This window comes from Streptomyces sp. NPDC054932, from assembly GCF_053610205.1.
The window spans coordinates 20,243-45,529 of sequence record NZ_JBSGXU010000050.1; the positions used below are offsets into that span (position 1 = coordinate 20,243).

Below are 25,287 nucleotides of genomic sequence, written 5' to 3' on the forward strand. Positions count from 1 at the left end.
GAGCGCTACTTCCCGGCCGCTGGACGCAGCCGGACCTTGACCTTCACCCGGCCCTGCACATCGGGCAGCCGCACGGTGAGGGCATCGGCGTCGAAGTCGGTGTACGGCTTCTCGTCGATCTCCACGGACGCGATCCGCACCGAACCGGCGGGAAGCAGGTCGGGCGAGACGCGCAGGACGCGGCCGGGCAGGTCGGTCGGGTCGGGCTGGAAGTGGAAGTCCATCTCCCGGCCGTTGATGAGCAGGTTGTTGTAGACGGCGGAGAGGTAGCAGAGCTCCGCCGAGTGGTACATGGACATCGAGTGGCTGCCCTTGAGCCGCTCGGTGCCAAGCAGGTACGGCGTACCGCTGGCGAGGACGTTGAAGTAGACGGCTCCCTCGTCGTGGTCGAGGAAGAAGGTGTTGTAGAAGGCCTGGGCCTGCCGGGCCTCGCGCAGGTTCGCGTCGCCGCCGACCGTGCCGTTCAGGATGAGGTAGGCGAGGATCGCCTGCTCCTGCTGCCACCAGGCCTTGCGGTCGTGCCAGGCGAACCGGTACGCCTCCTGCCCGTCGTCGGCCGACTTCAGCCGCTCGACGACGTCGTACCAGCCTCCGCGCTGCACGTCGCTGCCGACCGCCGGCATGATCTCGCCGATCTTCCTGGCGAGCTGCTCGTACTCCGGCTTGGCCTTCAGCGAGTTCATGCGCATCAGGTTCCAGGCGATCTTCAGGTTGTGGCCGACCACCGCGCGGTTCTGCTGCCAGCTGTGCGCGGTGTCGTGCGACCAGTCGCGGAAGAAGCGCTCCTGGACGAAGGGGCTGTTCTTGTAGTCCGGGAACTTGTCCGCGATGGTGTCGAAGGTGTATTCGAGGAAGTCGGCGTACTTCTGGTCGCCCGTCGCCAGGTACAGGTTGATCAGGTAGGCGGGCGCGTGGTCCCCGACCGAGTTCCAGTTCTTGCGCTCGGCGTTCTCGCCGAGGGACTCGTGGTCGGCGCTGAAGAGGATCGGGTCGATGTGCGAGTAGTAGCCGCCCTGCTCCGGGTCGAAGAAGAACTTGTCGAACAGCCGGATGGTGGCGTCCGCGTCGTTCTTGATCCGGACGTCACCGGTGACCCGGTACGTCTGGATGGGGCCGGCGAGCGCGTAGATCTGCTCGTACATCGGGATCGCGTCGTAGTCGTCGGAGAACTCCGAGGTGAACAGCTTGCGCTCGCTGTCCCCGTCGACGCTGATGCCGTGGTACCAGAAGACCACGTCCTCCTCGCTGTCCACGACCCGCATGTGCTTGCGCAGGTACTCGGTGCCGCGCTCGGCGACCTCCAGGTACTCGTCCTTGCCGGTCAGCAGGTAGGCCGAGGCCATCCCGTAGACCAGGCGGGAGATCGTGTCGGTCTCCTGAACGTGGCTGGCGGTCTTGTCACCGCCCAGCCGGATCTCGGTGCGGTACTCGGTGAAGTCCACCGGCCCGTCACCGAACTGCGCCCGCCGGTAGAAGTCGGCCAGCGACTCGATCTGCTTGATCCACCAGCTGGGCTCCTCGAAGCGGTAGTCCTCGGCGCCGCGGCCCAGGAAGACCAGGCGCTTGGCCTCGAACCGCCCGCCCCGCTCCGGGTAGTGGATGCCGTAGACGAAGAGGAACCGGCCCGGGGAGAGCATCTCGTCGATGTGCCCGGAGGCGTCGATGTAGGGCTCGTCCAGGTTGCGGACCAGCTCGGCGCCGGGGCCGCCGGCGAGCGAGACGTCGAACTCCCGCCCGTCGGATGTCTTCAGCCGCAGCAGCCGGGTACCGGAGTCGAAGCGGATGACGTATCCCGCGATCGTGTCGGAGAAGGAGAAGGTCACGGCGTCAGCCATGGGTCACACACCGTCCTGTTCGTTGAGGGATCGGTTCGCCTGCGGGGCGCCCGGGGCCGGCCGTTCGCGCCCCTTCGGCTCACTCGCCGGAGGCTGGGGGCGTGCTGTCGTCCTCGTATCCCTGGCTGACCTCGACGATCACCCCGTCGGGGTCGCGGACCCACACGGTCCGCCAGCCGCAGATGAAGTCGTCGAAGTCCAGCGGTCCCAGGGTCACTTCCGCCGCGCCGCCGAGCGATGCCAGGAACGCGTCCACGCTGTCGGTCTGGAAGGCCAGGTGCCGCATCCGGCCGGGTGCCTGCGGGCCGTCGTCGTACGCCGTGCGGGCCGGTGCTGCCGAGCCGGCCGCGAAGAGCTCCAGGTACGCGTCCCCCTTGCGCAGGAACACGATCTGCGCCTCCCCCAGATCGACCACCCGGGCCCTGGTGAAGCCGAAGTACCGGGTGTAGAACTCCTCGGTGGTCTTCTGGTCCGTGCAGTTCAGGCCCACGTGGGACCAGCGCAGTCCGGCCATCAGCCCGCGCCCCGGCCCCGGCCGGCCGCGATCAGTTCGATGATCCGGCGGGCGAAGAGGTGGTGGTGGGCTCCGGTGCGGCCGGTGACCAGGTCCCCGTCGACGACCACGTCCTCGTCGACGTACTCCCCGCCCATGTTCCGGACGTCACCGATGAGGTTGTTGTGGCAGACGACCTTGCGGCCGCGGATCCGGTCCGGGATCGAGGAGGCCAGCCACATGCCGTGACAGATGATCCCCTTCAGGACGGTCGGCTCCGCGAAGGCCCGGCGCAGCAGCTCGGTCGCCGGCGCGAGGACGTCCACGTCCTCGGTGTAGCGCAGCCGGTCGGCCACCATGCCGGACGGCACGATGATCGCCGCGTACCGGCGCAGCTCCTCGTCACCGATCCCCTCCAGGGACCGGTCGGCGGTGAAGGGCGCCCGGTACTCGTGCCCGGTGAAGGTGATGGAGTCGTTGCCCCACAACCGGGTCAGGAAGTCGACCTCGGCGCCCTCCTCGGCGAAGCGGCGCTGGTAGTAGAAGATCTCCGGCTCGTAGAAGTCGCTCTCGACCAGGACCGCGATCCGGGTCCCGGACAGCGCACCCTCGCGCAGGACCGCGTCAGACACGGGAGGCCCCCTTCAGGAAGTCCGCCGCGCGCTCGGCGATCATCGCGATGGCGGTGTGGCAGTTGCCCGACGGGACCGCGGGCATCACGCTGGCGTCGGCCACGCGCAGGTTCCGTACGCCGTGCACCCGCAGCTCCGGGTCGACGACGGAGAGGTCGTCGACGCCCATGCGGCAGGATCCGGCCTGGTGGTGGTAGCTCTCCGACTTCTGCTTCACGAAGGTCCGCAGGTCCTCGTCGCTCACGTACCCGGGTCCGGGCTGGAGCTCCTGCTTGTACCAGGGCGAGAAGGCGGAGGTCGCGAAGAGCTCCCGGGCGATCCTGACGCCCTGCACCATCCGTTCCAGGTCCCACCCGTCGCCCAGGTAGTTCGGGTTGATCAGCGGGTGGGCCAGCGGGTCGGCGCTCGCGAGCCTGATCCAGCCGCGCGAGACCGGCCGTACGACACCGGGGAGGATGGACACCGTGTTGGGGTGGTCCTGGCCGACGATCACGTCGAAGGGCACGTGGACGAAGGCGATCTGCAGGTCGGGGGCGGGCAGCCCGGGCCGCGAGGACAGGAACAGAGCGCTCTCGGAGAGGTTCTGCGCCGGCGCCGGGAGCTCCTGGGTGACCTCGGCCATCAGCCCGGTCAGTACGTGGTTGTGGAAGTTCTCGCCGACCCCGGGCAGGGCCGCGGTGACCTCGATGCCGTGCTCGCGCAGCTGTTCCGGGGGCCCGATGCCGGAGAGCAGCAGCAGCTTCGGGGACTCGATCGCCCCGGCCGCCACGATCACCTCCCGGCGGGCCCGTACGGTGTGCGGCCCGGGTTCCGCGGGACTGCTGTGGCCGTCCCGGACGGTCCGGCCCGGGATCTCGGCGGGGGCGCGGAGCTGGGTGTACTCGACGCCCGTGCAGGTGTCCCCGTCGACGAGCAGCCGGGTGCTCTGCGCGTTGGTGCGCAGGGTCAGGTTGGCGCGCCGCAGCGCGGGCTCCAGGTAGGCGGCGAGGACGCCCTGGCGGCGGCCGTCGGCCACGTCGATGTGGTGCCAGCCGGTGCCGAAGAGGCCGCGGCGGGGTCCGTCGGTGTTGAAGTCGGCGATCTCCTGGTGGCCCAGTTCGACGGCGGCGTCGATGAAGGCGCGGGAGGCCGGGTTGGGGCCGTGCCGGCCGGCGTTGGTGATCCGCTGCGGGCCGCGGGTGCCCGTGGTGGCGGCGGTGGCGTCCTCCTGGCCCTCCAGCAGGGCGAAGTAGGGGAGCACGTCCTCGTGGGCCCAGCCGGCCGCGCCCTGGTAGGCCCAGTTGTCGAAGTCCGCGGCGTGCCCCCGGATGTGCATCATGATGTAGAGGTTGCTGCTGCCGCCCGGGGCCCTGCCGCGCGGTTCGTACGTACGGCGGCCGTCGAGTCCGGGCTGCGGGACGCTGGTGTAGCCCCAGTCCACCGGCCCGCCCAGGAGCTTGTACCAGGAGGACGGGTCGTCCACCTCGGGCGGGATGCGGGAGCCGCCCGCCTCCAGGACGAGGACGGAGACGTCCGGGTCCTCGGAGAGCCGGTCCGCCAGCACGCTGCCCGCGGTTCCGGAGCCCACGACGACGTAGTCGTATTCCTCTGCTTCTTCTGCGGCCACGACCTCGCCCCCTCAGCCCTGGCTCAGTACCTGGAAGGGGACGGTGTCGTGGTGGTTCGCCATGTAGGCGATCTTTCCGTCCACGATCCGGAAGAAGTTCATGACGTCGGCCTCGATGGGCTCGCCGGAGGCACTGACCGCGGTCAGGCGCGAGACGGCCGCGGCCTTCTCCCCGTCGACGATGAAGTGCACGGGCTCGTTCCGGAAGACCCGGTACATCGTGCCCATGCCCTTCATCATCGAGCGCAGGACCTCCAGGCCCTCGATGTGGCCGGCGAGCTGCTCGTCCATCACCTGGTCGTCGGCGAACAGGTCGCACCAGCGGTCCCAGTCCCCGGCGTTGGCGTACTCGTAGTACTTGCGAAGGATTTCGGTGTGGCTCTCGTGTCGGTCCATCGTGATCGTCCCCCTATCGGTCCCTGCGGGTTCCGTCCGGCGCGAACGGCGCCCAGAACTGGCTGAAGGCGGTCGCCGAGTCCCCGAAGAGCCCGTCGCGGCCCTCGACGATCCGGCCGCCCCGCCACCGCATGAAGTGGAAGACCGGGTAGTCCATCCGCTCGTACGGGGACCCGCTCGTGGCGTCCGCGCCGTCCCGCAGGGCCACGTTGCGGCACACGTCGGCGCTGCAGTCCTCGCCGACGAGGACCGCCTGGATGTCCATCCGGAAGGTGCCTCCCGTGAGCTTGTGGGTCTGCGCCATCAGCTCCAGGAAGGCGTCCAGGCTCTCGTACCAGCCGGCCAGCGGGTGGTTTCCCGGCACCAGCCAGCGCAGGTCCTCGGAGTAGTACTCGAGGATGCGCGCCCGGTCGCCGGAGCCGAGGGCGGCGTAGGCCGCCTCGACCCGTTCCCGTGTCACTTCGGTCATCGTCGCTTCTCCTTCGACGGCGCTCGGAGCGGGGCGGAACCGGGCATCGGGGCCAGGTCGTTGACGGTGTACTGCTTGATCAGCGGTCCGTCGGGACCGGCCACCACCGTCCAGGTCTGGTCGGCGTCGAAGCCGAGCCACTGGCTGCGGGCGGCCGGCGGGTCCCAGATCCTGGCCTGCCAGTTGACGAGGACCCGGACGACCGCCCGGTCGCCCTCGATGACGGGCTCCACCTTCGTGACGGTGTGCACCTCGTCGAAGAAGCGGTGGGTGACGGCCTCGTACCAGCGGCCGAAGCCCTCGTGTCCGAGGAAGGTGTCCTCGGGGACCTTGAACTCCAGGTCCTCGGTGATCAGCGCGAGCACGTCGTCCGGATCCACGTGCTGGTCCAGCGCCACGTACCAGTTCTCGGCGAAACTGCGGATGGCGTCCTCGGTCAGCTGCCGTTCGGCGGGCATGCGGTCTCCTCCTGTTCCCTGCTGGACGGCTGGTCCTGATCCGTTCGTTCGTTCGTTCAGTCGGTCGGTCAGATCTGGATGTCGACGAGGAACGGTCCGGGGTGGGACAGCATCCGGCCCACGGCCGCGACCGCCTCGTCCGGCTTCTCCACGCGCATCCCGCCGGCGCCGAGCGACCGGGCCAGCCCGGCGAAGTCGATCTCGGGGTGGGAGAGGTCGAAGGAGCCCGGGAAGCCGTGCTCCGGGATGTCCCGCTCCCTCCAGTACTGGGCGATGTTGTCGTCCAGCAGCCGGTACTTGCGGTTGTTGCACACCACGAACTTGGCGTCGATGCCGTGCCGGGCCGCGGTCCACAGCGCCTGGTAGGTGTACATGGACCCGCCGTCGCCCGCGAAGCCGACCACGAGCCGCTCCGGCCGGGCCAGCTTGGCGCCGACCGCGCCCGGGAAGCCCACCCCGAGCGAGCCGCCCCGGGTGAGGTGGTAGTCGCCGGGCCGCTCCGCCGGCAGGTACCGGGTGACCAGCGGGGAGGTGGTCAGCGCCTCGTCGAAGACGATCAGGTCCCCGCCGGTGCGCTCGGCCAGGGCCTTGAGGAAGACGGCCATCGGCGTGCCGTCGTCCGGTGTCGCCCGCGCCTCCCGGGCCCGCTCCCGGGTCCGTACGTCGAGCCGGGCGGCCGCCGCGGCCCGCCGCTGCGGGCCCAGCAGCCCGTCCAGTACGCCGGCCAGTGCGCGCAGCGCCTGCTTGGGGTCGGCGGCCAGGCCCAGGTCCACCGGGTGGTTCTTGGCGATCTCGTAGGCGTTGAGGTCGATGTGGACGACCTTCGCGCCCGCCCTGAAGGGGCTCTCCAGCTCCGGGAAGACCTCAGGGAAGACATAGGTGCCGACGATCAGCACCCCGTCGGCGTCACCGACCAGCTCCTTGCTGTGCGGGCCGAACATGTGCCCGGTCTGACCTCGCCGCAGCGGGTGCGAGGCCGCGATGTTCACCTCGGAGGAGTCGACCTCGTACACGTCGGCGCCCAGTAGCTCGGCGACGGCGGCGAGTTCGTTCTGCGCCCCGGAGAGCGCGACCCCGTCCCCGATGAGGACGACCGGGTGCTCGGCGCAGGCGAGCAGCTCGGCCGCCCGCCCCACCGAGGCCGGCGAGGGCGCCACGTCGGTGAGCACCTCGGTGGAGGGCAGGACCGGCTCGGAGTTGAGCTCGTCCAGCACGTCCATGGGCAGCGCCACGAACACGGGCCCGCGGGGCGGGGTGAGCGCGATCTTCACGGCCCGGCGGACGGTGCGGAGCACGGACCGCGGGTCGGTGACCCGGGTCGCGTACTTGGTCACCGGCTTCGCCATCGCCACCAGATCGGACGCCATCTGCGCGTCCATGGCGTCGTAGCGCACTCCGGCGTCACCGGCGACCACGACGAGCGGGGTGTGGCCGCGCAGCGACTGGTAGAGCATGCCGATGCCGTTGCCGAGGCCGACCCCGGAGTGCAGCTGGAGCAGGGCCGCGCCGCCGGTCGCCCGGGCGTACCCGTCGGCGATGCCGGCGGCCACGGTCTCCTGGAGGGCGAGGACGTAGTGGAAGTCCTCCGCCGCGTCCACCGCGTCGAGGAATCCCTGTTCCACCGTCCCGGGATTTCCGAACATCACTGTCAGACCGTCGGCCTTGAACTGCTCGATCAGCCTTTCCCGTCCGGGAGTAGCTTTCATGAATTCCCCCTCAACTCTCCGATTTCCCGGCGGCTTTTCGGACTACCAGCCGTATCGGGTGAGGCCGTCCTCCAGGACTTCCACGATCTTCTGCCCCGTGAGATACGAGTCGGGGGTGGAACGTCCGGTGACGAAGGGGAAGTCGACGATGACCGAGACCGGTTTGCCGAAGTTCCCGTGGTACGCACCGTGCGGGCCGGTCGCGTCGCGCAGGATGTATTCCAGCGGATAGGGCGGCGGTCCCATGTTGAAGTCGGTACCGAGGAAACCGGTGCCGTCCTTGTAGTCGTACTCCTTGCAGTGGCCGGTCACGTGCTTGCCCCGGATGATGCTCCGGCGGTCGCTCCAGTCCCGGGCGAAGGCCAGGCAGGCGACGCCGTAGCACTCGGCGGCGACGACCTTGCCGGCCTTCTGGAAGGCCAGGATCAGGGCGTGCACGCGCTCGTTGTTGGCGAGGTCGGCGATCGGGCCGCTGCCGCCGACGATGAGGATCGCGTCGTACCCGGCGATGTCGGCGTCGAGTCTGTCGAGATCGCGGTGGTACTGCTCCAGCTTGGGCAGGTAGCCCTCGTCGCTCGTGTACGGACGCTCGGGGACCCACGCCTCGATGTCGAGCGGCGAGTCCAGCCGGCTCGACTGCTCGAACTCCCGCCCCAGCCGGGCGTTCTCCTCGGTGGTGACCGAGCGTCCCAGCGGCGGATCGATGTAGTTCGCGTCGAGGCTCGGCGGAAGAGCGTGTGCACGCTTTCCGGTCGGCGTGGCGAATATGACCTCGTAGCCCCGCTCGTCGAACTTCGACACGGGCCCTATCAGTTCCTCGGCCCAGTAACCGTGTTCGGAGACAATGACCAGAATCTTTCTGCTCACGTATTCCTCCAGGCGCCGCCTGTTGTCGTTGGCGTCCCCCACACTGGCCGCGGCCGGGGGCTTCGTCAAAGCGCCGGCATGCGACTTCGTGAGGTAGCGGGCCAGGTCGTACCGGCACTTCAGGAAGTCGGCCGCGGACGTCAGGAAGTAGCTTCAGGACTACCTGACTTCGGCCGAATCGATGAACCATTCCGGCAGCCCCGTCCTATGGTCTGGACGCGCCGTGAATCATGGGCGTGCGGGCCGTGTCGGTGGGACGAGCATGAGCACGAGGAGAGGGACGGGGACGATGACGATGGACCTGTTGTGCACACACATCGATCAGATACGTCCGGTGAAACCCACGGCCGTCGGCTGCGAGGAGTGCCTCGTCGCCGGCGACACCTGGGTGCACCTGCGGATGTGCCTCAGCTGCGGGCACGTCGGATGCTGCGACTCGTCGAGGAACCGTCACGCCACCCGGCACTACCGGACCACCGAGCACGCCATCGCGGCCTCCCACGAGCCCGGCGAGGACTGGGCCTGGTGCTACGCCGACCGGCTGATGCTGGACCCGGCATGAGCGCGGCCCCGGAGAGTTCCCCCGCCACCACCCCGTCGGCCGCGGCCGCCGAACGCGCGGAGCACAGGAAGCCGGTCATCCTCGCCGTGGACGACGACCCGCAGGTGCTGCGCGCCGTCCGCCGCGATCTGCGCAGCGCCTACGGCGACCGCTACCGGGTGCTCGGCGCCTCCTCGGCGGCCGACGCCCTGAAGATCCTGGACTCCCTCGACGAACGCGGTCACGATCCGGCGCTGTTCCTCGTGGACCAGCGCATGCCGGACGTGACCGGCGTCGAGTTCCTGCTGGAGGCGGTCAGCCGTTTCCCGGACGCCCGCCGCGTCCTGCTGACGGCCTACGCGGAGACCGACGCGGCGATCACCGCCATCAACCGGGTCCGGCTGGACTACTACCTGCTCAAGCCGTGGGACCCGCCGCACGAGCGCCTCTTCCCGGTCCTGGACGACCTGCTGTCGGACTGGCTGGCGACCTACCGGCCGGCGTACGACGGGATCATCGTCGCCGGCCACCTGGTCTCCCCCGGCACCCACGCCGTCCGGGACTTCTTCACCCGCAACGGCCAGCCGTTCCGATTCCTCAACGTCGAACGGGACCCCGAGGCGCTGACCCTGATCGCCGCCCAGCCCGACGGGGCGCTCCCCCTGGTCCGCTTCCCGGACGGATCGGTCCTCTCGGCCCCGACCGACGCCCAGCTCGCCCAGCGTCTGGGCCTGGCCACCACCGCCTCCCGCCCGCACTACGAGTGCGTCATCGTCGGCGCCGGTCCGGCGGGCCTGGCGGCGGGCGTCTACTCGGCCTCGGAGGGCCTGTCCACCCTGATGCTGGACTCCCGCGCCCCGGGCGGCCAGGCCGGTACCTCCAGCCTGATCGAGAACTACCTCGGCTTCCCCTCGGGTCTCTCGGGCGGCGACCTGACCCGCCGGGCGACCATCCAGGCCTCCCGGTTCGGCGCCGAGATCCTGCACCCGGTGGAGGTGGTCTCGCTGACCCGGGACGACCCGGCGAAGATCCTGACCCTGGCGGACGGCACGGAAATCTCCGCCGAGACGGTCCTGCTCGCCACCGGGGTCTCGTACAACCGCCTCGACGCCCCCGGCGCGGACCGCTTCGAGGGGGCGGGCCTCTACTACGGCGCGGCGACCACGGAGAGCTCGGCCTGCATCTCGCAGCACGTGTTCATCGTCGGCGGGGCCAATTCCGCGGGCCAGGCGGCGGTGCACTTCGCCAAGTACGCCGCCCGCGTGACGATCCTGGTCCGGGCGGCCTCCCTGGACGCGAGCATGTCCCGCTACCTGATCGACGAGATCGGGCGCACCCCGAACATCGAGGTGAGGGTGCGCACGACGGTGGTCCGGCTGGACGGCGGGGAGCACCTCGAACGGCTGACCCTGCACGACGCGGAGGCCGGCCGGGACACCGAGGTGCCGGCCCGGTTCATGTTCACGTTCATCGGCGCCCGCCCGCACACCGACTGGCTCGCGGGCGTCGTCGAACGGGACGAGTACGGCTTCGTCCTCACCGGCTCGGACCTGATCTCGAACGGCGGCGAGCTCCCGGCCGAGTGGAGCCTGGAGCGCGCCCCCTACCCCCTGGAGACGAGCGTCCCCGGGGTCTTCGCGGCCGGCGACGTCCGCGCGCACTCGGTGAAGCGGGTCGCCTCGGGCGTCGGGGAGGGTGCGATGGCGGTCTCGCTGATCCACCGCTACCGCTCGATGGGCTGAGAGCGAACGGTCGGGGCCTTGCGATCAAGAAGGCACCGGACGCAACGTTGATTACATGATTACAGCCGAACAGAGCGAACAGCTCCGCGTCTGGTTCACCGAGCGCCTGCCGGTGGACGTGTACGAGTCCCTCCTCACGGTCACCGCCGACCGCGAGGAGATCACGGTCGTCGGCGCCATACCGGCGACCGAGTCGGTCAAGGAGTTCCGCGAGCGCACCCGCGAGCAGCGCATCGAGGTCGCCAGGGAAGCCGAGGAGCTCTACCGCCGCAAGGTGGCCTGGGGCGTGCGGGTGAGTGAGGAGACGACCCTCTTCACCCACCTCGCCGTCCCGGTCATGACCCGCCTGCGCCAGTCCGAACGCCAGGTCCTCGACACCCTGGTCGCCGGCGGCGTGGCCCGCAGCCGGGCGGACGCCCTCGCCTGGTGCGTCCGGCTCGTCGGGCGCAACACGGACGAGTGGCTGACGGAGCTGCGCGACTCCCTGGACAAGGTCCAGCGGGTCCGCTCGCAGGGCCCCGACGTCTCCGAAGCCGCCGACTCCATGAAGTCCGGGCCCGAATGACCGATCCGCCCCACGGCGGGGTGTGATCGCGTAAGGCTGGCGACGACCTACACCCAGGGAGAGGCACGCACCTATGACCACCACCGTCGAATACATCCGCTACCGGATCGCATTGGACGACCAGTCGGCCTTCGAGGACGCGTACGCCCGGGCCGCCGAGTCCCTGGCCGCTTCGCCCGAGTGCATCGACTACGAACTGGCCCGCTGCGACGAGGAGAAGGAGCGCTACATCCTCCGGATCCGCTGGACCTCGATCGAGGCCCACCTGGGCGGCTTCCGCAAGGGCGAGCACTTCCCGGCCTTCTTCAGCGCGATCCGTCCGTACGTGACGGCCATCGAGGAGATGCAGCACTACCTCGTGACGGGCGTCGTGGGCACGGGAAAGGCCGCTGGCTGACGATGAGCACCACACCCACCATCTACGAGTGGATGGGCGGCGCGGAGGCGATGAACCGCCTCACGGACGCCTTCTACACCCACGCCCTGCAGGACGAGATCCTGGCCCCGGTCTTCGCCGGCATGGACTCGGAACACCCGCAGCACGTCGCGGTCTGGCTGTCGGAGGTCTTCGGCGGCCCCTCGGACTACACCGCCCACCACGGCGGCCACCGGCACATGGCCACCAAGCACCTGGGCCGGGCGATCACCGAGGAGCAGCGCCGCCGCTGGGTGGACCTGCTGATGGACACGGCCGACGAGGTCGGCCTCCCGACGGACCCCGAATTCCGCGGGGTCTTCGCCTACTACATCGAGTGGGGCACCCGCATGGCCCTGATCTACTCGGGCCCCAACCCGCCCCCGGTCGACGCGGCCGAGATCCCGGTCTGGTCCTGGGGCCAGACCCCTCCGTGGATCCCGAAGGACGCGAAGGACGCGAAGGACTGAGCATGGCGGGGGCGGAATCACCTCCGCCCCCGCCCTTCAGCCCGCCCTTCAGTCCCGTCGGCGTTCGAGGCGCGGGGTCCGGGACCGAGCGGCAGGCGGCCCGGGCCCGGCCTCGGCCAGCAGCACCACGAGGTCCGGCCCGTCCTCCTGCTCCCGCCAGAAGTCCACGGCCTCCTCGAGGATCTCCGCCAGGGTCTCCCACTCCTCCGGCCGCGCCCCGGCATACGCACGCCACGACGTCACGGCCACCAGCCGCCCCGCGCCGTCCGGCAGCCAGGACAGGTCCCGCAGGGCATCGGCCAGTGCGTCCCAGTTCCCGCCGACCCACTCCGGCAGCCGCAGGGCCTCCCCGCACCGCCGCATCAGCCCGGCCTTGCCGCGTACGCCGTCCAGGTCCAGCCGGACGGTCGTCCAGCCCGCGGCTTGCGCTGCTTCCAGTGCAGGGGCGAGCGGCTGCGGGTCCAGAGTCATCGGAGAACCGCCTTGAAGGTGTCGTAGTGGTCGTCCGTGTAGAAGAACTCCCCACCCTCGCCCGTCACGATCCGCCGGGCCCCGCGGTCCCGCTCTCCCGGCGTCCGCACGGTGTACTCGTGGTAGTAGCCACGTTTCTGCCGGGGCAGGGCCTTCTCGAAGTTCCCGAAGACCGCGCCGTCCTGCCGGTACGGATAGGGCCCGCCCCGGTCGATGAGCGCGAGCACGTCACGGGCCTGCTGCGGCAGCGCGTCGGCCCGTACGGCGGCCATCCCCCCGGCCCACCCGGGGACGGGGACGGCACTGGCACTCACACCGGCGGCGGCAGGCGCGGGTATCTGCCCGCCGCAACCCGCCGCACCCACCAGCGCGGCACAGAGGAACAGGGCCCCCAGCAAACGCAGCAACGATCGGGGCACGTTCCGAAAGATCATGCACCGATCGTGCCAAATATCCGATTCGCTCGCGAATCGCCCAATGGCTTCAGAGAGCGGCCATCTTGGTGTAGGGACTCAGGATTCGCTTCTGGACCGAACCGAAGTCGACGAGAACAGCGATCCCCTCCTCGATTCCGACGACACGGCCGAGGCCGTGCTCATCGTGGGTAACCCGGTCGCCGACGTTGAACTGCCGGATGGGCTGTTCCACGGGGGCCTTGAACGGGCTGGACGGCAAATGGCGGCGAGGTACTGCTGACTTTGTCATTGGAACCAGTATGCGCCCCGCGGGCCTCCGCGCGGTCCGCCGTTCGGATCTCAATTCCAGCACCATCCGCACCGGCGGCGCCGCCGAAGGCCACCGGAGGCCCGTCGTGCCACGTCAGGCCGCATGCGCCCGCATCAGTCGTCGGGGTCGGCCCGGTCCAGCGCCGGCCGCAGTCCCGGGGCCGACTCGGTGAGCAGGTAGTCGGCGACCGCCGTGTCCGTCACGAGGCTGGTCACCAGCCCCGACCTGAGCACGGCCCCGATCGCGGAGGCCTTCCGCAGCCCGCCCGCGATCGCCACGACCTCGGGGATCCGGCGCAGCCGGTCCGCCTCCACGGTGATGCACCGCTCGCCGAGGTCCCGGCCGACCCGCCGGCCCTCGGCGTCGAAGAGATGGGCCGACATCTCGGCCGCCACGCCCAGCGAGGCGTAGTGGGCCCGCTCGTCGTCGGTCAGCATGTCGTGGACCGTGGAGATGCCCGGCTCCCAGGAACCGATGGAGACGGCCGCGACCGTCACCTTGTCGAAGTATTCGAAGGCGCGTGCGATTCCCGTCTGGCTGCGCAGCGCGGCCGCCGTCGCCGGATCCGGCAGCAGCATCGGCGCGTAGATCGGGTGCGCGTCGCCGCCGGAGACCTGGGCGGCCCGGCGCACGGCCTCGACCGATCCGCGCTCGGCGGTGCCCGCGTCGTAGACGCCGGTCAGCTGCACCACGGTGCACTGCGGCAGCCGGTGCAGGGAGGCGGCCATGTGAATGGTCGACCGCCCCCACGCCAGGCCCAGTACGTCGCCCTCGCTGACCAGTTCGCCCAGCAGGTCGGCGGCGACCGCGCCCAGGTTCTCCGGGTCGGGCGCGTCCTCGGTGGCGTCGGCGGGCGACTCCACGACGACGGCGTGCCGCAGCCCGTACCGGGCCCGGAGCGCGTCCGACCGCTCGGCATCGAGCTCGGCCGGTACCCGGATCTCGATGCGTACGAGGTCACGTTCGAGGGCGGTCTCCAGGACCCGGGCCACCTTGAAGCGGCTCACGCCGAACTCCTCGGCGATCTGGATCTTGGACTTGCCCTCCAGGTAGAAGCGGCGCGCCATGGCCGCCGCCTGCACCAGCTCCGCGGGTCCCATCCGCAGGGCTGACCGTCCCGCCGACATTGCAGACACCGCGCTCTCCTCACTGCTGTTCACACTCTCGACTCGCCGTTCATCCTGTCAGATCCGGCGGCCGTTGATCAGCCTGGACAGCTCCCGTTCACCGAGCTGTTCATCAACCCTTGGTTCAGTGGTCGCAAGCCCACGGCGCGGCTGCGATCGCCGCACCCGCCTGCTCACGCAGCGTACGCACGGCGGTGGCCGGATCGACCGCCCCGTAGACCGCACTGCCCGCCACGAAGACGTCCGCGCCGGCCTCGGCACAGCGTTCGATGGTCGAGGCCGAGACGCCGCCGTCGACCTGGAGCCACAGCTCCAGACCGTGCTTGGAGATCAGCTCCCGGGTGCGGCGGATCTTGGGCAGCATGATGTCGAGAAAGGGCTGGCCGCCGAAGCCCGGCTCGACCGTCATGATCAGCAGCATGTCGAGCTCGGGGAGGATGTCCTCGTACTGCTCGATGGGCGTCGCGGGCTTCAGCGCCATCGAGGCCCGCGCCCCCTTGGCCCGGATCTCCCGCGCGAGCCGCACGGGCGCGGCGGCGGCCTCGGCGTGGAAGGTGACCGAACCCGCACCGGCCTCCACGTACTGGGGGGCCCAGCGGTCCGGGTCCTCGATCATCAGGTGGAGGTCGAGCGGGATGTCCGTGGCCCTGCTCAGGGATTCCACGATCGGCATACCGAGGGTGAGGTTCGGGACGAAGTGGTTGTCCATGACGTCGACATGCAGCCAGTCGGCTCCCTCGACGGCCTTCGCCTCCTCGGCGAGTCGGGCGAAGTCGGCGGACAGGATACTGGGATAAATCTGAGCGGCCATGCCCCAAGCCTGCCATGCCCCCACCGGGTTCCGGCCACGACCCCGCAAGTCGGGGCGGGCGCAGCCGCGCTCAACCGATCGCGGAGAACGCTTCACCCTCCCTCAAGGCCCGACGGGGGGAAGCAGGGCGATGTCACCTTGAGAGTGGCGAGGCCCTCACCCTTGGTCCGGTCCAGGACCCCTGTGATGCCTTCCATCCAGAAGTCATCGGGCTCCGTGCGCATGCTGACCCAGGGGAAGGGCCCGGACATGTCCGCCTCGTCCGAGGAGTGGTACTCGTAGCCCTGCTTCAGCCAGGCGTCCCTCGCCTGCAGCACGAGGTTCCCGGCCTCGGTCCCGGGGACCCCGGTGAGCTTGTAGAAGAGGGTCACCTGCAGCCGGTCGTCACTCCTGCTGTCGTCCTTGGCGATGCAGGGGCCGACGGTCGCGGGGCCCGTACGCTCCGGTGCCGGCCGGGGGGACATGGCGTCCACCGCCTGCCGGACGATCCCTTCCGCCCGGTCGACGGCCTGCTGCTCGCTCATCGCGACCGGCTTCGCCGCCCCTCCCCCGCAGGCGGTCGCCGTGACCGTCAGCACGAGCAGCGCGGCGACCGGCAATGCCTTCCGTGGTGTCACGCGGGGGCCGGCCTTCGTGCGTCCGCGGACGCCGGACCGGTGGCGGGCACCGTCACCGCGACGCGCACCGCCCCCGTGGTCGAGGCCGCGACCTGCGCGACCGTGCGCTCTCCGGGGTGGCCGGCGACGACGGCCGGGGTGCCCTCAGGCGTCGGTACACGGCGCACGGTCCATCCCGCGCTCTGGAAGAACGTCTGCGCGCGCGCCACGGCGGCCGCCCTCTCGCCCTCCGGCAGCGGCTCGGTCGACCAGACGTGGTGGACCGAGGCACCCGACTCGTCCCGGACCGTGCTGAGGCCCTCTCCGGGCTGCGTGGGCGCCGATGCGACCTGCAGCGCGTCGTAGATCCGGCTGGAGTGGGCGAGGGCCCGGCGCGTGGCGGGATCGTCGGCCGAGGGGGCCTCGAACGCGGCGGGACCGGCCGGGGCCGCCCCCGAGGCCTTGCTCTTGCCCGGCGGGAGGAAGCAGGGCGAAGACACCTTGAGGGAAGCGACACCCTCCCCCTTGGCACGGTCCATGACGCCGGTCACGGCGTCCATCCAGAAGTCGTCGGGACCGGTGCGCATGTAGACCGTCGGAAAGGGGCTGGACCAGTCGACCTCGCCCGACGTGTTGTGCTTGTAGCCCTGCTTCAGCCAGGCGTCCCGCGCCTGCCGCACGAGGTTCTGGGCTTCGGCCCCCGGAACACCCGTCAGTTTGTAGATGACCGTGACCTGCACACGATCGTCGGGGCCGTGGTCGTCCCTGGCGATGCAGGGGCCGACGGGCGCGTGGCCCATGCGCTCCAGCGTCGGCTGGGGGGACATGCCGTCCACCGCCTGGTGGATGATCTCCTCTGCCCGGTCGATCGCCTGCTGCTCGTTCATCGTGCCCTGCTTCGGTGCCGTTCCGCCGGTTTTCTGTCCGTCTCCCTGCGCCCCGCACGCGGTCGCCATGAGCATCATGGCCAGCAGTGCGGCAACCGGGACTGCTTTGCGTGGATTCACGGTCGTCCTCCCGTAACGATCTTCCCCAGGCTACCGAGGGGCTTCTCGTCCCAGTACTGGGAGTGCGCGGGCATCATTTCCCAGTCCTCGAGCGGCAACTTCCCGTCGGGGACCTCAAAGACCTGGCCCCCGAAGTCGTCGCTGGTCGGGTCGTTTCCGTGGACGATCGAATGATCGTCGAAGAACTCCATGTAGGCCTTCGGGTTGAGGGGCGCCAAGGGCCCGGCCGGCGGCGGGGCCATGTTGATGAGGTCCCAGTACGCCGTGGCCGCGAAGACCCGGTCCGGCGGGATGTTCAGCTCCTTCGCGTGGTCCACTCCCACGCCCGGACTGCCCACCATGATCGCGTTGTCGACCGGCAGGTCCACGTGCATGCTCATCGCCTCGCCCACCACCAGGGACCCGTAGCTGTGCCCCAGGAGCGTCTGGTTCACGCCGCTCTCGCGGTGGTTGGCTTCCTCGATCCCCTGGATGAAATTGCCGAGCGGCTCCCTGGCGTTGTCCGCCCACTTGGTCTCCGTAGCATCGGTCGTGATGCCCTGCGGGGCGTCGTAACCGAGCCATACGATCGAGGCCGTCGAGTGCGCGGCATCCTGGCGCTCCGCCTCGGCCTGGAGCAGTACGGCCCTGTTGATGTCGCCGTCGATGGACTTCAACTCGGCGAACGTCCCGGGCACGTACGTCACCACGTTGTCGGCGGTGTCCGGGTTGCCGATCGAGACGATGGCGCGCCCCATGTCCTTGCCGTCGAAGCCGAGGAGATAGGGGCGGTTGCTCTCGCCCGTGTAGCTGTCGAATCGTTTCTGTATGTCGTCCATGCCCTTGGAGCCGTTCTCGATCTCCTTCCTCTTCTCCTCCCACTCCTTCCACTCCTCCGTCGGGACCATCGCGCCCTTCACCTCGCGGCCCGTGATGGGGCTGATGTAGGGCCTGTAGTGCTCCGGCTCCTTCTTGAGCCAGGCGTCGTACTCCACCTGCTTGGCGGCGCGCTGCTCCGCGAGGACGAGGCGGTTCGCGTCGTCGCGGACGGCGGAGGGGAGGCCGTCGAGGCCCCCGACGCTCGCGGGGTGCATGGAGACGTAGTCCTCGCGCTGTTCCTCGGTGAGGCCGTTCCACCAGTTGGCGTTGTCCTGGGGCCAGTTGTTCTGCGGCGGCGGCTTGATCGTGCCGAGGTACCCTTCGGCCGCCCCGCGGACGCCTCCCGCGTCGGAGGTGGCATCGGTCCAGTCGCCGGCGGACACGGTCAGGTCGTCGTCGGCTTTGAGGGCCCGTATCTTCGGCTCCCACTTGGCGTCCGCGTCCGTGGCTTCCTTCAGCGCGTCGGCGATGCGGTTCGCGTACCCCATCGCCTTGCCGTAGTTGGGGTTGGGGTGGATGTTCGCCGCCTGGCGTTCCACGGCGTCGGAGGTCTCGCTCCCTCCCGCGCTCCCGGTCACCGTGCCGCCCTCCGATGCCTTCTCGGCGCCCGGCTTCTGCCCGGCGGGGAACGCGACCGAGCCGTCGTCGTTCACCTTGCAGCCGTCCGCCTGGGCGTCCGCGATCGCCGCTTCCAGCTTTCGCTTGGCGGCCGCCATGTCGTGGGCGAACCCGTTGAGCGCAGTACTGATCACACCGCATTCGGTCTGCGTGTAGTGGAAGTTCTTCGCCAGGGCCTGGAGCTGTTGCTGTGCGGCATCCGCCGCCTTGCCGCTCAACGACTTGCGCATGCCTGTGGCGACCGCGTTCTCGATGTGCTCCTTGGCCGCCTGGGCCGAGTTGCCCATGGTGCGGTAGCCGTCGGCGGCTTCCTCGAACTCGGACGGCTTGAAGGCCTTGAGAGTGGCGTAGTCCATCGCGCCGTCACCGACCCTTGGCCTGGCCGCCGACGGCGTCCGTGTCCGCGTACGTGGCGTTCAGCCTGTCCATCTCCGCCCTGACGCCCTCGTCGGTCGTCAACACGTCGCGGCCCACCTGGTTCAGGATTCCCTGGAGCGCGCCGCACCGCTCACCGACGCTCTCGGCGTACTTCTTCCAGGTGTCGTACACGTCCTTCTGCGCGGCCGCGCTCAGGCACCCGGCGGTCGAGCCGATTCCGTTCTGCCCGTCCTCGAGCTTGGTCAGCGCCGTGCCGAGGGTCCGGCGCAGGGATCCCACGCCCTCACCGGCCGTGGTCCACGCCTTCTTGCTGGACTGGAGGCCGCCCGTCACGGCGCTCGGGGCGCCGGAGCCGGGATCGGCGGGCACCTGGTTGAGCCTCATGGCCACGTGTTGCCCGTCGCCCGCCCCGGCTTTGGTCTGTTCCCACTCGTCCCACGCCATGCGCGCGCAGCCCCCGACCGTTCTTGTTGATCACCAGCCGGGAACGCTACATCGCACAGCAGCGCAGCTCATGAGTACGCGTACCTAGACCGGCAGGGGATCGGGGCCCTACGCCGTGCGCCTCAGCAGTGCCAGGTACATCGCGTCCGTTCCGTGCAAGTGGGGCCACAGCTGGACGTCCGGGCCGTCACCCAGGGCCGGGACGCCGGACATGAAGGGCCTCGCGTCGATCAGTTCCGCGGACACCGGGGAGTGGCCCGCGCCGCGGCCCTTCAGGACGTCGTCCACGACGACCCGGGTCTCCGCCAGGTGCGGCGAGCACGTCGCGTAGCCCACGATGCCTCCCACCCGCACCGCCGACAGCGCCTCGCGCAGCAGCCCGCGCTGGAGCGGGGCGAAGCCCTCCAAGTCCTCCGGGCGACGGCGCCAGCGGGATTCCGGGCGGCGGCGCAGCGCGCCCAGGCCCGAGCACGGGACGTCCATCAGCACGCGGTCGAAGGAGCCCGGCAGCCATGCCGGGCGGGTGCCGTCGGCCGCGATGACCTGGTAGGGACCCGGGTTGCCCGCCAGGGAGCGCTCCACGAGCCGTGCCCGGTGCGGCTGCTTCTCAGAAGCCAGCAGGAACGCCCCGCGCTGTGCCGCGAGCGCGGCGAGCAGCGCCGCCTTGCCGCCCGGGCCCGCGCAGCCGTCGAGCCACCGCTCGTCGCGGCCCTCGACCGGCGCGGCGGCCAGGGCCATGGCCACCAGCTGGCTTCCCTCGTCCTGCACGCCGGCGCGGCCCTCGCGGACGGCCTGCAGCGCGCCCGGTTCGCCGCCCTCGGCCATCCGGACGGCGTACGGAGACCAGCGGCCCGGCAGCGCCGAGTCCTCGCCGACCGCCTCCAGCAGTTCCTCCGTCGTGGCGCGTCCCGGGCGGGCCACCAGCGTCACCTCGGGCCGCTCGTTGTCGGCCTCCAGCAGGTCCTCGATCCCCGCACGACCGCCGCCCAGCGAGTCCCACAGGGCGCTGACGACCCACCTGGGGTGCGAGTGGTACACCGCGAGGTGTTCCTCGGCGTCGTCCTCGTAGGGCGGGGCGACCCGTTCGAGCCAGCCGTCCAGGTCGTGGGCGGCGATCTTCCGCAGGACGGCGTTCACGAACTTGGCGCGTCCGTCCCCGAGCACCACCCGGGCCAGTTCCACGCTCGCCGACACGGCCGCGTGCGAGGGGATGCGGGTGCCCAGCAGCTGGTGCGCGCCGAGCGAGAGCACGTCCAGCACCGGCGGGTCCACCTCCCGCAGCGGGCGGTCGATGCACGCCTTGATGACGGCGTCGTAGGTGCCCTGGCGGCGCAGCGTCCCGTAGACCAGCTCGGTGGCCAGTGCCGCGTCGCGGGCCTGGAAGTTCTCGTCCTGGCGGGCCTTCTTGAGCAGCGGGGGCAGGACGAGGTTGGCGTAGGCGTCGCGCTCGTCCACCGCCCGCAGCACCTCGAAGGCCAGCATCCGGACGGGGTCCTTCTGGGGCCGGCGGTAGGGCTTGGCCTGCTTGCCACCGGCGCCTGCGGGGGCGGGCCTGCGACGGGGCTGACGGGGCTGTTCGCTCACGTGAAAGGTGCTCCGGGTTTACGAGTGCTACGAGTGCTTCGGGTCCTGCGGGGTGCTTCGGGTGCTTCAGGTCCTGCGAGTGCCGTGCGGGGACGTCCGCGCGCGGACGTCCGCACCGATCAGCCTACGTCGGCTCCGCCGAGGCGCTCGCCGGGAGCGATCCGCACCCCGCGCGCCCAGTCGGCGGCCCGCATCGGCTTCTTGCCCTGCGGCTGCACCCACAGCAGCTCCACGGCGTGCGAGCCGGTGCCGACGTGGACGTTGTTCTTGGCGGGGGCCAGTGCGCCCGGCTCCAGGTCCGTACGGTCGGGCACCAGGCCCAGCGAGATCAGCTTGAGCCGCTCCCCGCGGAAGACGGTCCACGCGCCCGGCGCCGGCGTGCAGCCGCGCACCACGCGGTCGGCGCGCATCGCGGGGGCGGTCCAGTCGATCCGGGCGTCCTCCACGGTGATCTTGGGCGCGTGGGAGACGCCGTCGTGGGGCTGCTCGACGGCGCGCAGGGTGCCGTCCTCGATGCCGTCCATGGTGGCGGCGAGCAGTCCGGACCCGGCGAAGGCGAGCCGGGTCAGCAGGTCGCCGCTGGTGTCGGTCGGCCGGATCTCCTCGGTCAGGATGCCGTAGACCGGCCCGGTGTCCAGGCCCTCCTCGATCCGGAAGGTGGAGGCGCCGGTGACCTGGTCGCCCGCGATGATCGACTGCTGGACGGGGGCGGCTCCGCGCCAGGCGGGCAGCAGCGAGAAGTGCAGGTTGACCCAGCCGTGCCGGGGGATGTCGAGAGCGCTCCGGGGGATCAGGGCCCCGTAGGCGACGACGGGGCAGCAGTCCGGGTCGATCTCACGCAGCCGGGCCTGGAAGTCGGGGTCGCGGGGCCGGGCGGGCTTGAGCACCTCGATGCCCGCCTCCTCGGCGCGCTCGGCGACCGGGCTGGCGACGAGCCGGCGGCCGCGGCCCGCAGGTGCGTCGGGCCGGGTGATGACGGCGGCGACCTCGTGCCGCCCGGAGGCGATCAGGGCGTCCAGGGCGGGTACGGCGACCTCGGGGGTGCCTGCGAAGACGAGCTTCACTGGGGGACTACCTCGCTATCTCGGCTGTCAGCAGCGCACCAGTCTATGGGGCGTCCGTCGAGCCGCCCACCTGTGGTGTTGAGGGGGGCGTACGCACACGCGCGCGCCTCTCGCATATGCCGACACGCCCCCACAGCGTGACCTGGGCGACGGCTGGCGCGTTGGGGTCAAGAGAGATTGACCGAAACGGGCCGCGTGTGAACGGTGTCTGCGGCCCGATCCGCCCTTCAGCAACGGTTCGAGAGGCTTCTTCATGGCCGACCACGCCACCCACGACGCTCAAGCCCGGGCCAGCCTGCACCTCCTGGTACGGGACATCGAGCGGGTTCGCCGGCAGGTGGATGCCCTGCGTACGCTCACCGCCCAGCTCGGCAACGTGTACCGCCCGCGCCGATCGGGTCCCTCCACGGGCTTCGTCGTCTACGGCCGGGCACCCGCGCCGACCGTCCGCCTCGCGCAGGAGCTGCGGGACAGCGTCGAGACGCTGGTCACCGCCGCCGTGGACTTCGACCGCTCGCTCGGCTTCTCGTGGGACGCGGTCGGTTCGGCGCTCGGTGTCACCAAGCAGGCCGTGCACCGCCGCTACGGGGCCCGGCGGGCGCAGTCCGCGGAATCCGCGGAGCCGCTGGCCGAGGGGACGACCACCCGGACCCTGGGGCCGCTGCCGACCGTCCCGGCCGCCCGCTCGGTGCCGCCGCAGCCGGTGCGCGAGGAGGCCCAGGCCGCTGCCGGGGGTGCACCCGTACGCGGTCTGGCCGAGGCTCCCCGCTCCCCCGCCTTCCCCGGTCCGCGCAACGGTTGAGGGGCGTCCCGCCGCCGGGACGCCGACACCCGGCGGCCGGTCCCCGGCCCGCCCCTGATTCCGCCCCCGGTGGGGCGACCGTACGGGTCGCCCCACCGGGGGTTTCGCCGTTCGGTGACCGCGCCGCCCGCGCCGCGTGGGCGTCAGCCGATGTCCAGTGGGTCGATCCGCACCCGGACCGCCTCCGCCGCCGCGACCCCGCGCGCCATCCGGGCGGCCTGCGCCGACTTCAGGGCGGCGGCGAGCGCCGCGCCGCTGCCGGGCGGGACCCGGACCAGCGCCCGCTCCCCGGGGGACCGCTCCCCGCGCCGCCCCGGGAGCGGTACCGGCCCGAGGATCTCCGCGTCGGGCGGCAGCCCGGCTCCGGCCAGGAAGGTCTCCACCGCCTCGCCCCTCCCGGCCACCTCCGCCATCCGGGACACCGGCGGGAAGCCGAGCTGGGCCCGCTCGGCGAGCTCCCGGACGGCATGGCCCACCGGGTCCCACCGCACGAGCGCCTGGACCGGCCGCAGCGTCGGCTCGGCGACCACCACCACCTGTCCGTCGCCCCGGACCAGGGAGGCGGCCGCCATCCAGCGCCGCAGGGCGTCCTCGCCCGCCCGCAGGTCGGGCCGGGTCAGCATGGCCCAGCCGTCGAGCAGCAGCGCGGCCGCGTACCCGGCGCCCGCGGCCACCGGCTCGGCGCCCGGGGTGCACACGACCAGCGCGGGCCGGTCCGGGACCTCGTCCAGGACGTGGTCGCGCCCGGAGGTCCGCACGGGCACGGCCGGGAAGGCCCGCCCCAGCTCCTCGGCGGTGCGCCGCGCGCCGACCACCTGGGCCCGCAGCCGGAACGACCCGCACTCCTCGCAGTGCCAGGACGGTTCGTCCCGCCCGCACCACCCGCACCGCAGGTCCCGTTCGTCGGGGGCCTCCAGCGGTCCCGCGCAGACCGTGCAGCGGGCGGGCGTACGGCACCGCTCGCACGCCAGGCGGGGCACGTAGCCCCGCCGCGGCACCTGTACCAGTACGGGCCCGGTCCTCAGCCCTTCCCGTACGGTCTCCCACGCCAGGCTCGGCAGGCGCGCGGCCCGGGCCGCCTCGTCGCGGGCCAGCAGTTCGTCCCCGACGGTCCTGATCCGCGGTGCGCAGGCCCGTACCGTCTCGCGGTCGGCGACCAGGGGCCGGGCCCAGCCGGACTCGACCAGCTGGGCGGCCTCCACGGTGCAGCTCGTGCTCCCCACGAGGAAGCCGCAGCCGTCGCTGACGGCGCGCAGCTCCAGGACTTCCCGCACGTGCGGGAAGGGGGCGCGGTCGTCGCTGTGGCTGGAGTCCCCGTCGTCCCAGATCGCGACCAGCCCGAGGTCCCGTACGGGGGCGAACATCGCGGCCCGGGTGCCGATGACGGCGCGCACCGAGCCCCGGTGCACGGCGAGCCACTGGCGGTAGCGCTTCTCGGGTCCCGACTCGGCGGTGAGCAGTGCGTGCCGTCCCTCGCCGAGCAGTGCGGTCAGGGCGGCGTCGACGCGGGCCGCGGTGCGCCCGTCGGGGACCACGGCGAGGGCGCCCCGGCCGGAGGCCAGGGTGGCGGCCATGGCCCGGGCGAGTTCGTCGGCCCAGCCGGGGCCGGGCAGGGCGGTCCACACGGCGCGCGGGGTACCGCCGGTGGCCAGCGCGCGCAGGAAGGCGGGCCCGGCGCCGTACCGCTGCCAGCCGCCGGGCTCGGGGGCGGCCGGCGGGGGCAGCGGCTCCGGGGAGGGCTTGGCCTCGGCGCGGGCGCTCCGCGCCGGCAGGGCGAGCTGGAGCACGTCGGCGAGGCTGCCGGCGTACCGGTCGGCGACGGCCCGGGCGAGGGCGAGCGTGCGCGGGCTGAGGACCACCTCGGGCGAGACCACCTGGGCGAGGGCGGCCAGCGCCCCGTTGTAGTCGGACTCGGCCAGGCGCTCCACGATGAAGCCGTCGATGAGGCCGCCGCCCTCGCGGCGGCCGCCGTGCACCTGGTGGGATCCGGCCCCGAAGCGGACGCGGACGCGGACGCCGGGCTGCGCGGCCTCGGAGAGCTCGGCGGGCACGGCGTAGTCGAAGGTCCGGTCGAGGTGGAGCACGCCCTTGTTCACGAGGACCCGGGCGACGGGCAGCTCCTCGGCGAGGGCGGCCCCCCGCCAGGTGCGCGGCTTCGCCTTGGGCGCCTTGGCCTTCGCCTCGGCGACCATGTCCCGGATCAGTGCGAGCTGCTCCGGCGGGGACTCGTTCGCGCTGCTCACATCAGCATTCTTACCAAATGCCGCTGACAGCGGCGGGCGCGGTGCGTACGCCTTCCCGAGATCGGGCCGGGCGGCGGCGGGTACTGCTGACCCTTCGACACGGGGTTCGCACCCGCTCCGGATGAAGCCGTCGCCCCTCGCACCGGGAGGGCGGCGCCAGCCTATCCGCACGGGAAGGGCCGCACCAACGCAATACGGCCCCGGACCATGAGGTCCGGGGCCGTATCGCTGCGGGTGCTTAGAGACCGGCGGCCGCGCGCAGCGCGTCCACGCGGTCGGTGCGCTCCCAGGTGAAGTCCGGCAGCTCACGGCCGAAGTGGCCGTAGGCGGCGGTCTGGGCGTAGATCGGGCGCAGCAGGTCGA

At 71.4% G+C, this 25,287-nt stretch carries 27 protein-coding genes and 1 pseudogene; 6 read left to right on the plus strand and 22 right to left on the minus strand.

All coding sequences use genetic code 11. The annotated features are described in order from the left end of the window. Positions 1-5: 5 nt before the first annotated feature. From ACWGE1_RS16365 to ACWGE1_RS16405, 9 genes are all read right to left on the minus strand, one after another. Positions 6-1,835, minus strand: coding sequence for an AGE family epimerase/isomerase (locus ACWGE1_RS16365; protein ID WP_453421177.1), 1,830 nt, complete (start codon positions 1,833-1,835; stop codon positions 6-8). Positions 1,836-1,914: 79 nt separating this feature from the next. Continuing rightward, positions 1,915-2,349 carry a VOC family protein gene (locus tag ACWGE1_RS16370; protein ID WP_453421178.1) on the minus strand — a complete coding sequence of 145 codons (435 nt, stop codon included), beginning with the start codon at positions 2,347-2,349 and terminating at the stop codon, positions 1,915-1,917. Further along, positions 2,349-2,960 carry a DJ-1/PfpI family protein gene (locus ACWGE1_RS16375; protein ID WP_453421179.1) on the minus strand — a complete coding sequence of 204 codons (612 nt, stop codon included), beginning with the start codon at positions 2,958-2,960 and terminating at the stop codon, positions 2,349-2,351. Before ACWGE1_RS16375 ends, ACWGE1_RS16370 begins: the two co-directional genes overlap by 1 nt. Further along, positions 2,953-4,566, minus strand: a complete 1,614-nt coding sequence (locus ACWGE1_RS16380) for a GMC family oxidoreductase (protein WP_453421180.1) — start codon at positions 4,564-4,566, stop codon at positions 2,953-2,955. Before ACWGE1_RS16380 ends, ACWGE1_RS16375 begins: the two co-directional genes overlap by 8 nt. Before the next feature lie 12 nt (positions 4,567-4,578). Beyond that, positions 4,579-4,962 carry a nuclear transport factor 2 family protein gene (locus ACWGE1_RS16385; protein ID WP_453421181.1) on the minus strand — a complete coding sequence of 128 codons (384 nt, stop codon included), beginning with the start codon at positions 4,960-4,962 and terminating at the stop codon, positions 4,579-4,581. Positions 4,963-4,975: 13 nt separating this feature from the next. Then, positions 4,976-5,431, minus strand: a complete 456-nt coding sequence (locus ACWGE1_RS16390) for a nuclear transport factor 2 family protein (RefSeq protein ID WP_453421182.1) — start codon at positions 5,429-5,431, stop codon at positions 4,976-4,978. Continuing rightward, a complete protein-coding gene (locus tag ACWGE1_RS16395; protein WP_453421183.1) occupies positions 5,428-5,889 on the minus strand; it encodes a nuclear transport factor 2 family protein in 462 nt (153 codons plus the stop codon). Before ACWGE1_RS16395 ends, ACWGE1_RS16390 begins: the two co-directional genes overlap by 4 nt. Before the next feature lie 68 nt (positions 5,890-5,957). Beyond that, positions 5,958-7,595, minus strand: a complete 1,638-nt coding sequence (locus tag ACWGE1_RS16400) for a thiamine pyrophosphate-binding protein (protein WP_453421184.1) — start codon at positions 7,593-7,595, stop codon at positions 5,958-5,960. Between the two features lie 42 nt (positions 7,596-7,637). Further along, the gene (locus ACWGE1_RS16405; protein ID WP_453421185.1) at positions 7,638-8,462 is read right to left on the minus strand and encodes a type 1 glutamine amidotransferase domain-containing protein; all 825 of its coding nucleotides are present in this window, start codon (positions 8,460-8,462) and stop codon (positions 7,638-7,640) included. A 262-nt stretch (positions 8,463-8,724) separates the two neighbouring features. Here ACWGE1_RS16405 and ACWGE1_RS16410 point away from each other — a divergent pair, with 262 nt between their 5' ends. The 5 genes from ACWGE1_RS16410 (at position 8,725) to ACWGE1_RS16430 (ending at position 12,195) form a co-directional block, all read left to right on the plus strand. Beyond that, a complete protein-coding gene (locus ACWGE1_RS16410) occupies positions 8,725-9,024 on the plus strand; it encodes a UBP-type zinc finger domain-containing protein (protein ID WP_453421186.1) in 300 nt (99 codons plus the stop codon). Then, entirely contained in the window at positions 9,021-10,745 is a 1,725-nt protein-coding gene (locus ACWGE1_RS16415; protein ID WP_453421187.1) for an FAD-dependent oxidoreductase, read from the plus strand. The genes ACWGE1_RS16410 and ACWGE1_RS16415 overlap by 4 nt, the downstream gene beginning before the upstream one ends. A gap of 55 nt (positions 10,746-10,800) precedes the next feature. After that, positions 10,801-11,310, plus strand: a complete 510-nt coding sequence (locus ACWGE1_RS16420) for a hypothetical protein (RefSeq protein WP_453421188.1) — start codon at positions 10,801-10,803, stop codon at positions 11,308-11,310. A 73-nt stretch (positions 11,311-11,383) separates the two neighbouring features. Beyond that, the gene (locus ACWGE1_RS16425) at positions 11,384-11,707 is read left to right on the plus strand and encodes a putative quinol monooxygenase (RefSeq protein WP_453421189.1); all 324 of its coding nucleotides are present in this window, start codon (positions 11,384-11,386) and stop codon (positions 11,705-11,707) included. Between the two features lie 2 nt (positions 11,708-11,709). Continuing rightward, complete coding sequence (locus ACWGE1_RS16430; protein ID WP_453421190.1) at positions 11,710-12,195, plus strand: group II truncated hemoglobin; 486 nt, start codon at positions 11,710-11,712, stop codon at positions 12,193-12,195. A gap of 48 nt (positions 12,196-12,243) precedes the next feature. Here the strand turns inward: ACWGE1_RS16430 and ACWGE1_RS16435 are convergent, their stop codons facing one another. From ACWGE1_RS16435 to fmt, 11 genes are all read right to left on the minus strand, one after another. Beyond that, positions 12,244-12,666: a barstar family protein gene (locus ACWGE1_RS16435; RefSeq protein ID WP_453421191.1), complete on the minus strand. Its 423-nt coding sequence runs from the start codon at positions 12,664-12,666 to the stop codon at positions 12,244-12,246. Next, positions 12,663-13,100 carry a ribonuclease domain-containing protein gene (locus tag ACWGE1_RS16440; protein WP_453421192.1) on the minus strand — a complete coding sequence of 146 codons (438 nt, stop codon included), beginning with the start codon at positions 13,098-13,100 and terminating at the stop codon, positions 12,663-12,665. Before ACWGE1_RS16440 ends, ACWGE1_RS16435 begins: the two co-directional genes overlap by 4 nt. A 49-nt stretch (positions 13,101-13,149) precedes the next feature. Then, entirely contained in the window at positions 13,150-13,371 is a 222-nt protein-coding gene (locus ACWGE1_RS16445) for a CarD family transcriptional regulator (protein WP_030012151.1), read from the minus strand. Positions 13,372-13,505: 134 nt separating this feature from the next. After that, complete coding sequence (locus ACWGE1_RS16450; RefSeq protein WP_453421202.1) at positions 13,506-14,519, minus strand: sugar-binding transcriptional regulator; 1,014 nt, start codon at positions 14,517-14,519, stop codon at positions 13,506-13,508. Between the two features lie 124 nt (positions 14,520-14,643). Then, entirely contained in the window at positions 14,644-15,330 is a 687-nt protein-coding gene (gene rpe, locus ACWGE1_RS16455) for a ribulose-phosphate 3-epimerase (protein ID WP_453421193.1), read from the minus strand. Positions 15,331-15,422: 92 nt separating this feature from the next. Further along, positions 15,423-15,947: a hypothetical protein gene (locus ACWGE1_RS16460; protein WP_453421194.1), complete on the minus strand. Its 525-nt coding sequence runs from the start codon at positions 15,945-15,947 to the stop codon at positions 15,423-15,425. Further along, a complete protein-coding gene (locus ACWGE1_RS16465) occupies positions 15,944-16,813 on the minus strand; it encodes a hypothetical protein (RefSeq protein ID WP_453421195.1) in 870 nt (289 codons plus the stop codon). The genes ACWGE1_RS16460 and ACWGE1_RS16465 overlap by 4 nt, the downstream gene beginning before the upstream one ends. A 116-nt stretch (positions 16,814-16,929) precedes the next feature. Beyond that, positions 16,930-18,765: an alpha/beta hydrolase gene (locus ACWGE1_RS16470; protein ID WP_453421196.1), complete on the minus strand. Its 1,836-nt coding sequence runs from the start codon at positions 18,763-18,765 to the stop codon at positions 16,930-16,932. A 7-nt stretch (positions 18,766-18,772) separates the two neighbouring features. Then, positions 18,773-19,171, minus strand: coding sequence for a hypothetical protein (locus ACWGE1_RS16475; RefSeq protein WP_453421197.1), 399 nt, complete (start codon positions 19,169-19,171; stop codon positions 18,773-18,775). Between the two features lie 168 nt (positions 19,172-19,339). After that, positions 19,340-20,815: an RsmB/NOP family class I SAM-dependent RNA methyltransferase gene (locus ACWGE1_RS16480; protein ID WP_453421198.1), complete on the minus strand. Its 1,476-nt coding sequence runs from the start codon at positions 20,813-20,815 to the stop codon at positions 19,340-19,342. A gap of 119 nt (positions 20,816-20,934) precedes the next feature. Continuing rightward, positions 20,935-21,879 (minus strand): methionyl-tRNA formyltransferase, encoded by a 945-nt coding sequence (fmt, locus tag ACWGE1_RS16485; protein ID WP_453421199.1) that lies wholly within the window; start codon positions 21,877-21,879, stop codon positions 20,935-20,937. Between the two features lie 253 nt (positions 21,880-22,132). Between fmt and ACWGE1_RS16490 the strand changes: the two genes are divergently transcribed. After that, positions 22,133-22,681 (plus strand): hypothetical protein, encoded by a 549-nt coding sequence (locus ACWGE1_RS16490; RefSeq protein WP_453421200.1) that lies wholly within the window; start codon positions 22,133-22,135, stop codon positions 22,679-22,681. Between the two features lie 143 nt (positions 22,682-22,824). On the opposite strand, the gene ACWGE1_RS16495 is transcribed toward ACWGE1_RS16490, so the two are convergent. Next, complete coding sequence (locus ACWGE1_RS16495; protein WP_453421201.1) at positions 22,825-24,924, minus strand: primosomal protein N'; 2,100 nt, start codon at positions 24,922-24,924, stop codon at positions 22,825-22,827. 238 nt (positions 24,925-25,162) lie between these two features. Further along, positions 25,163-25,287: pseudogene (locus tag ACWGE1_RS16500) on the minus strand (methionine adenosyltransferase domain-containing protein); the annotation flags it as partial.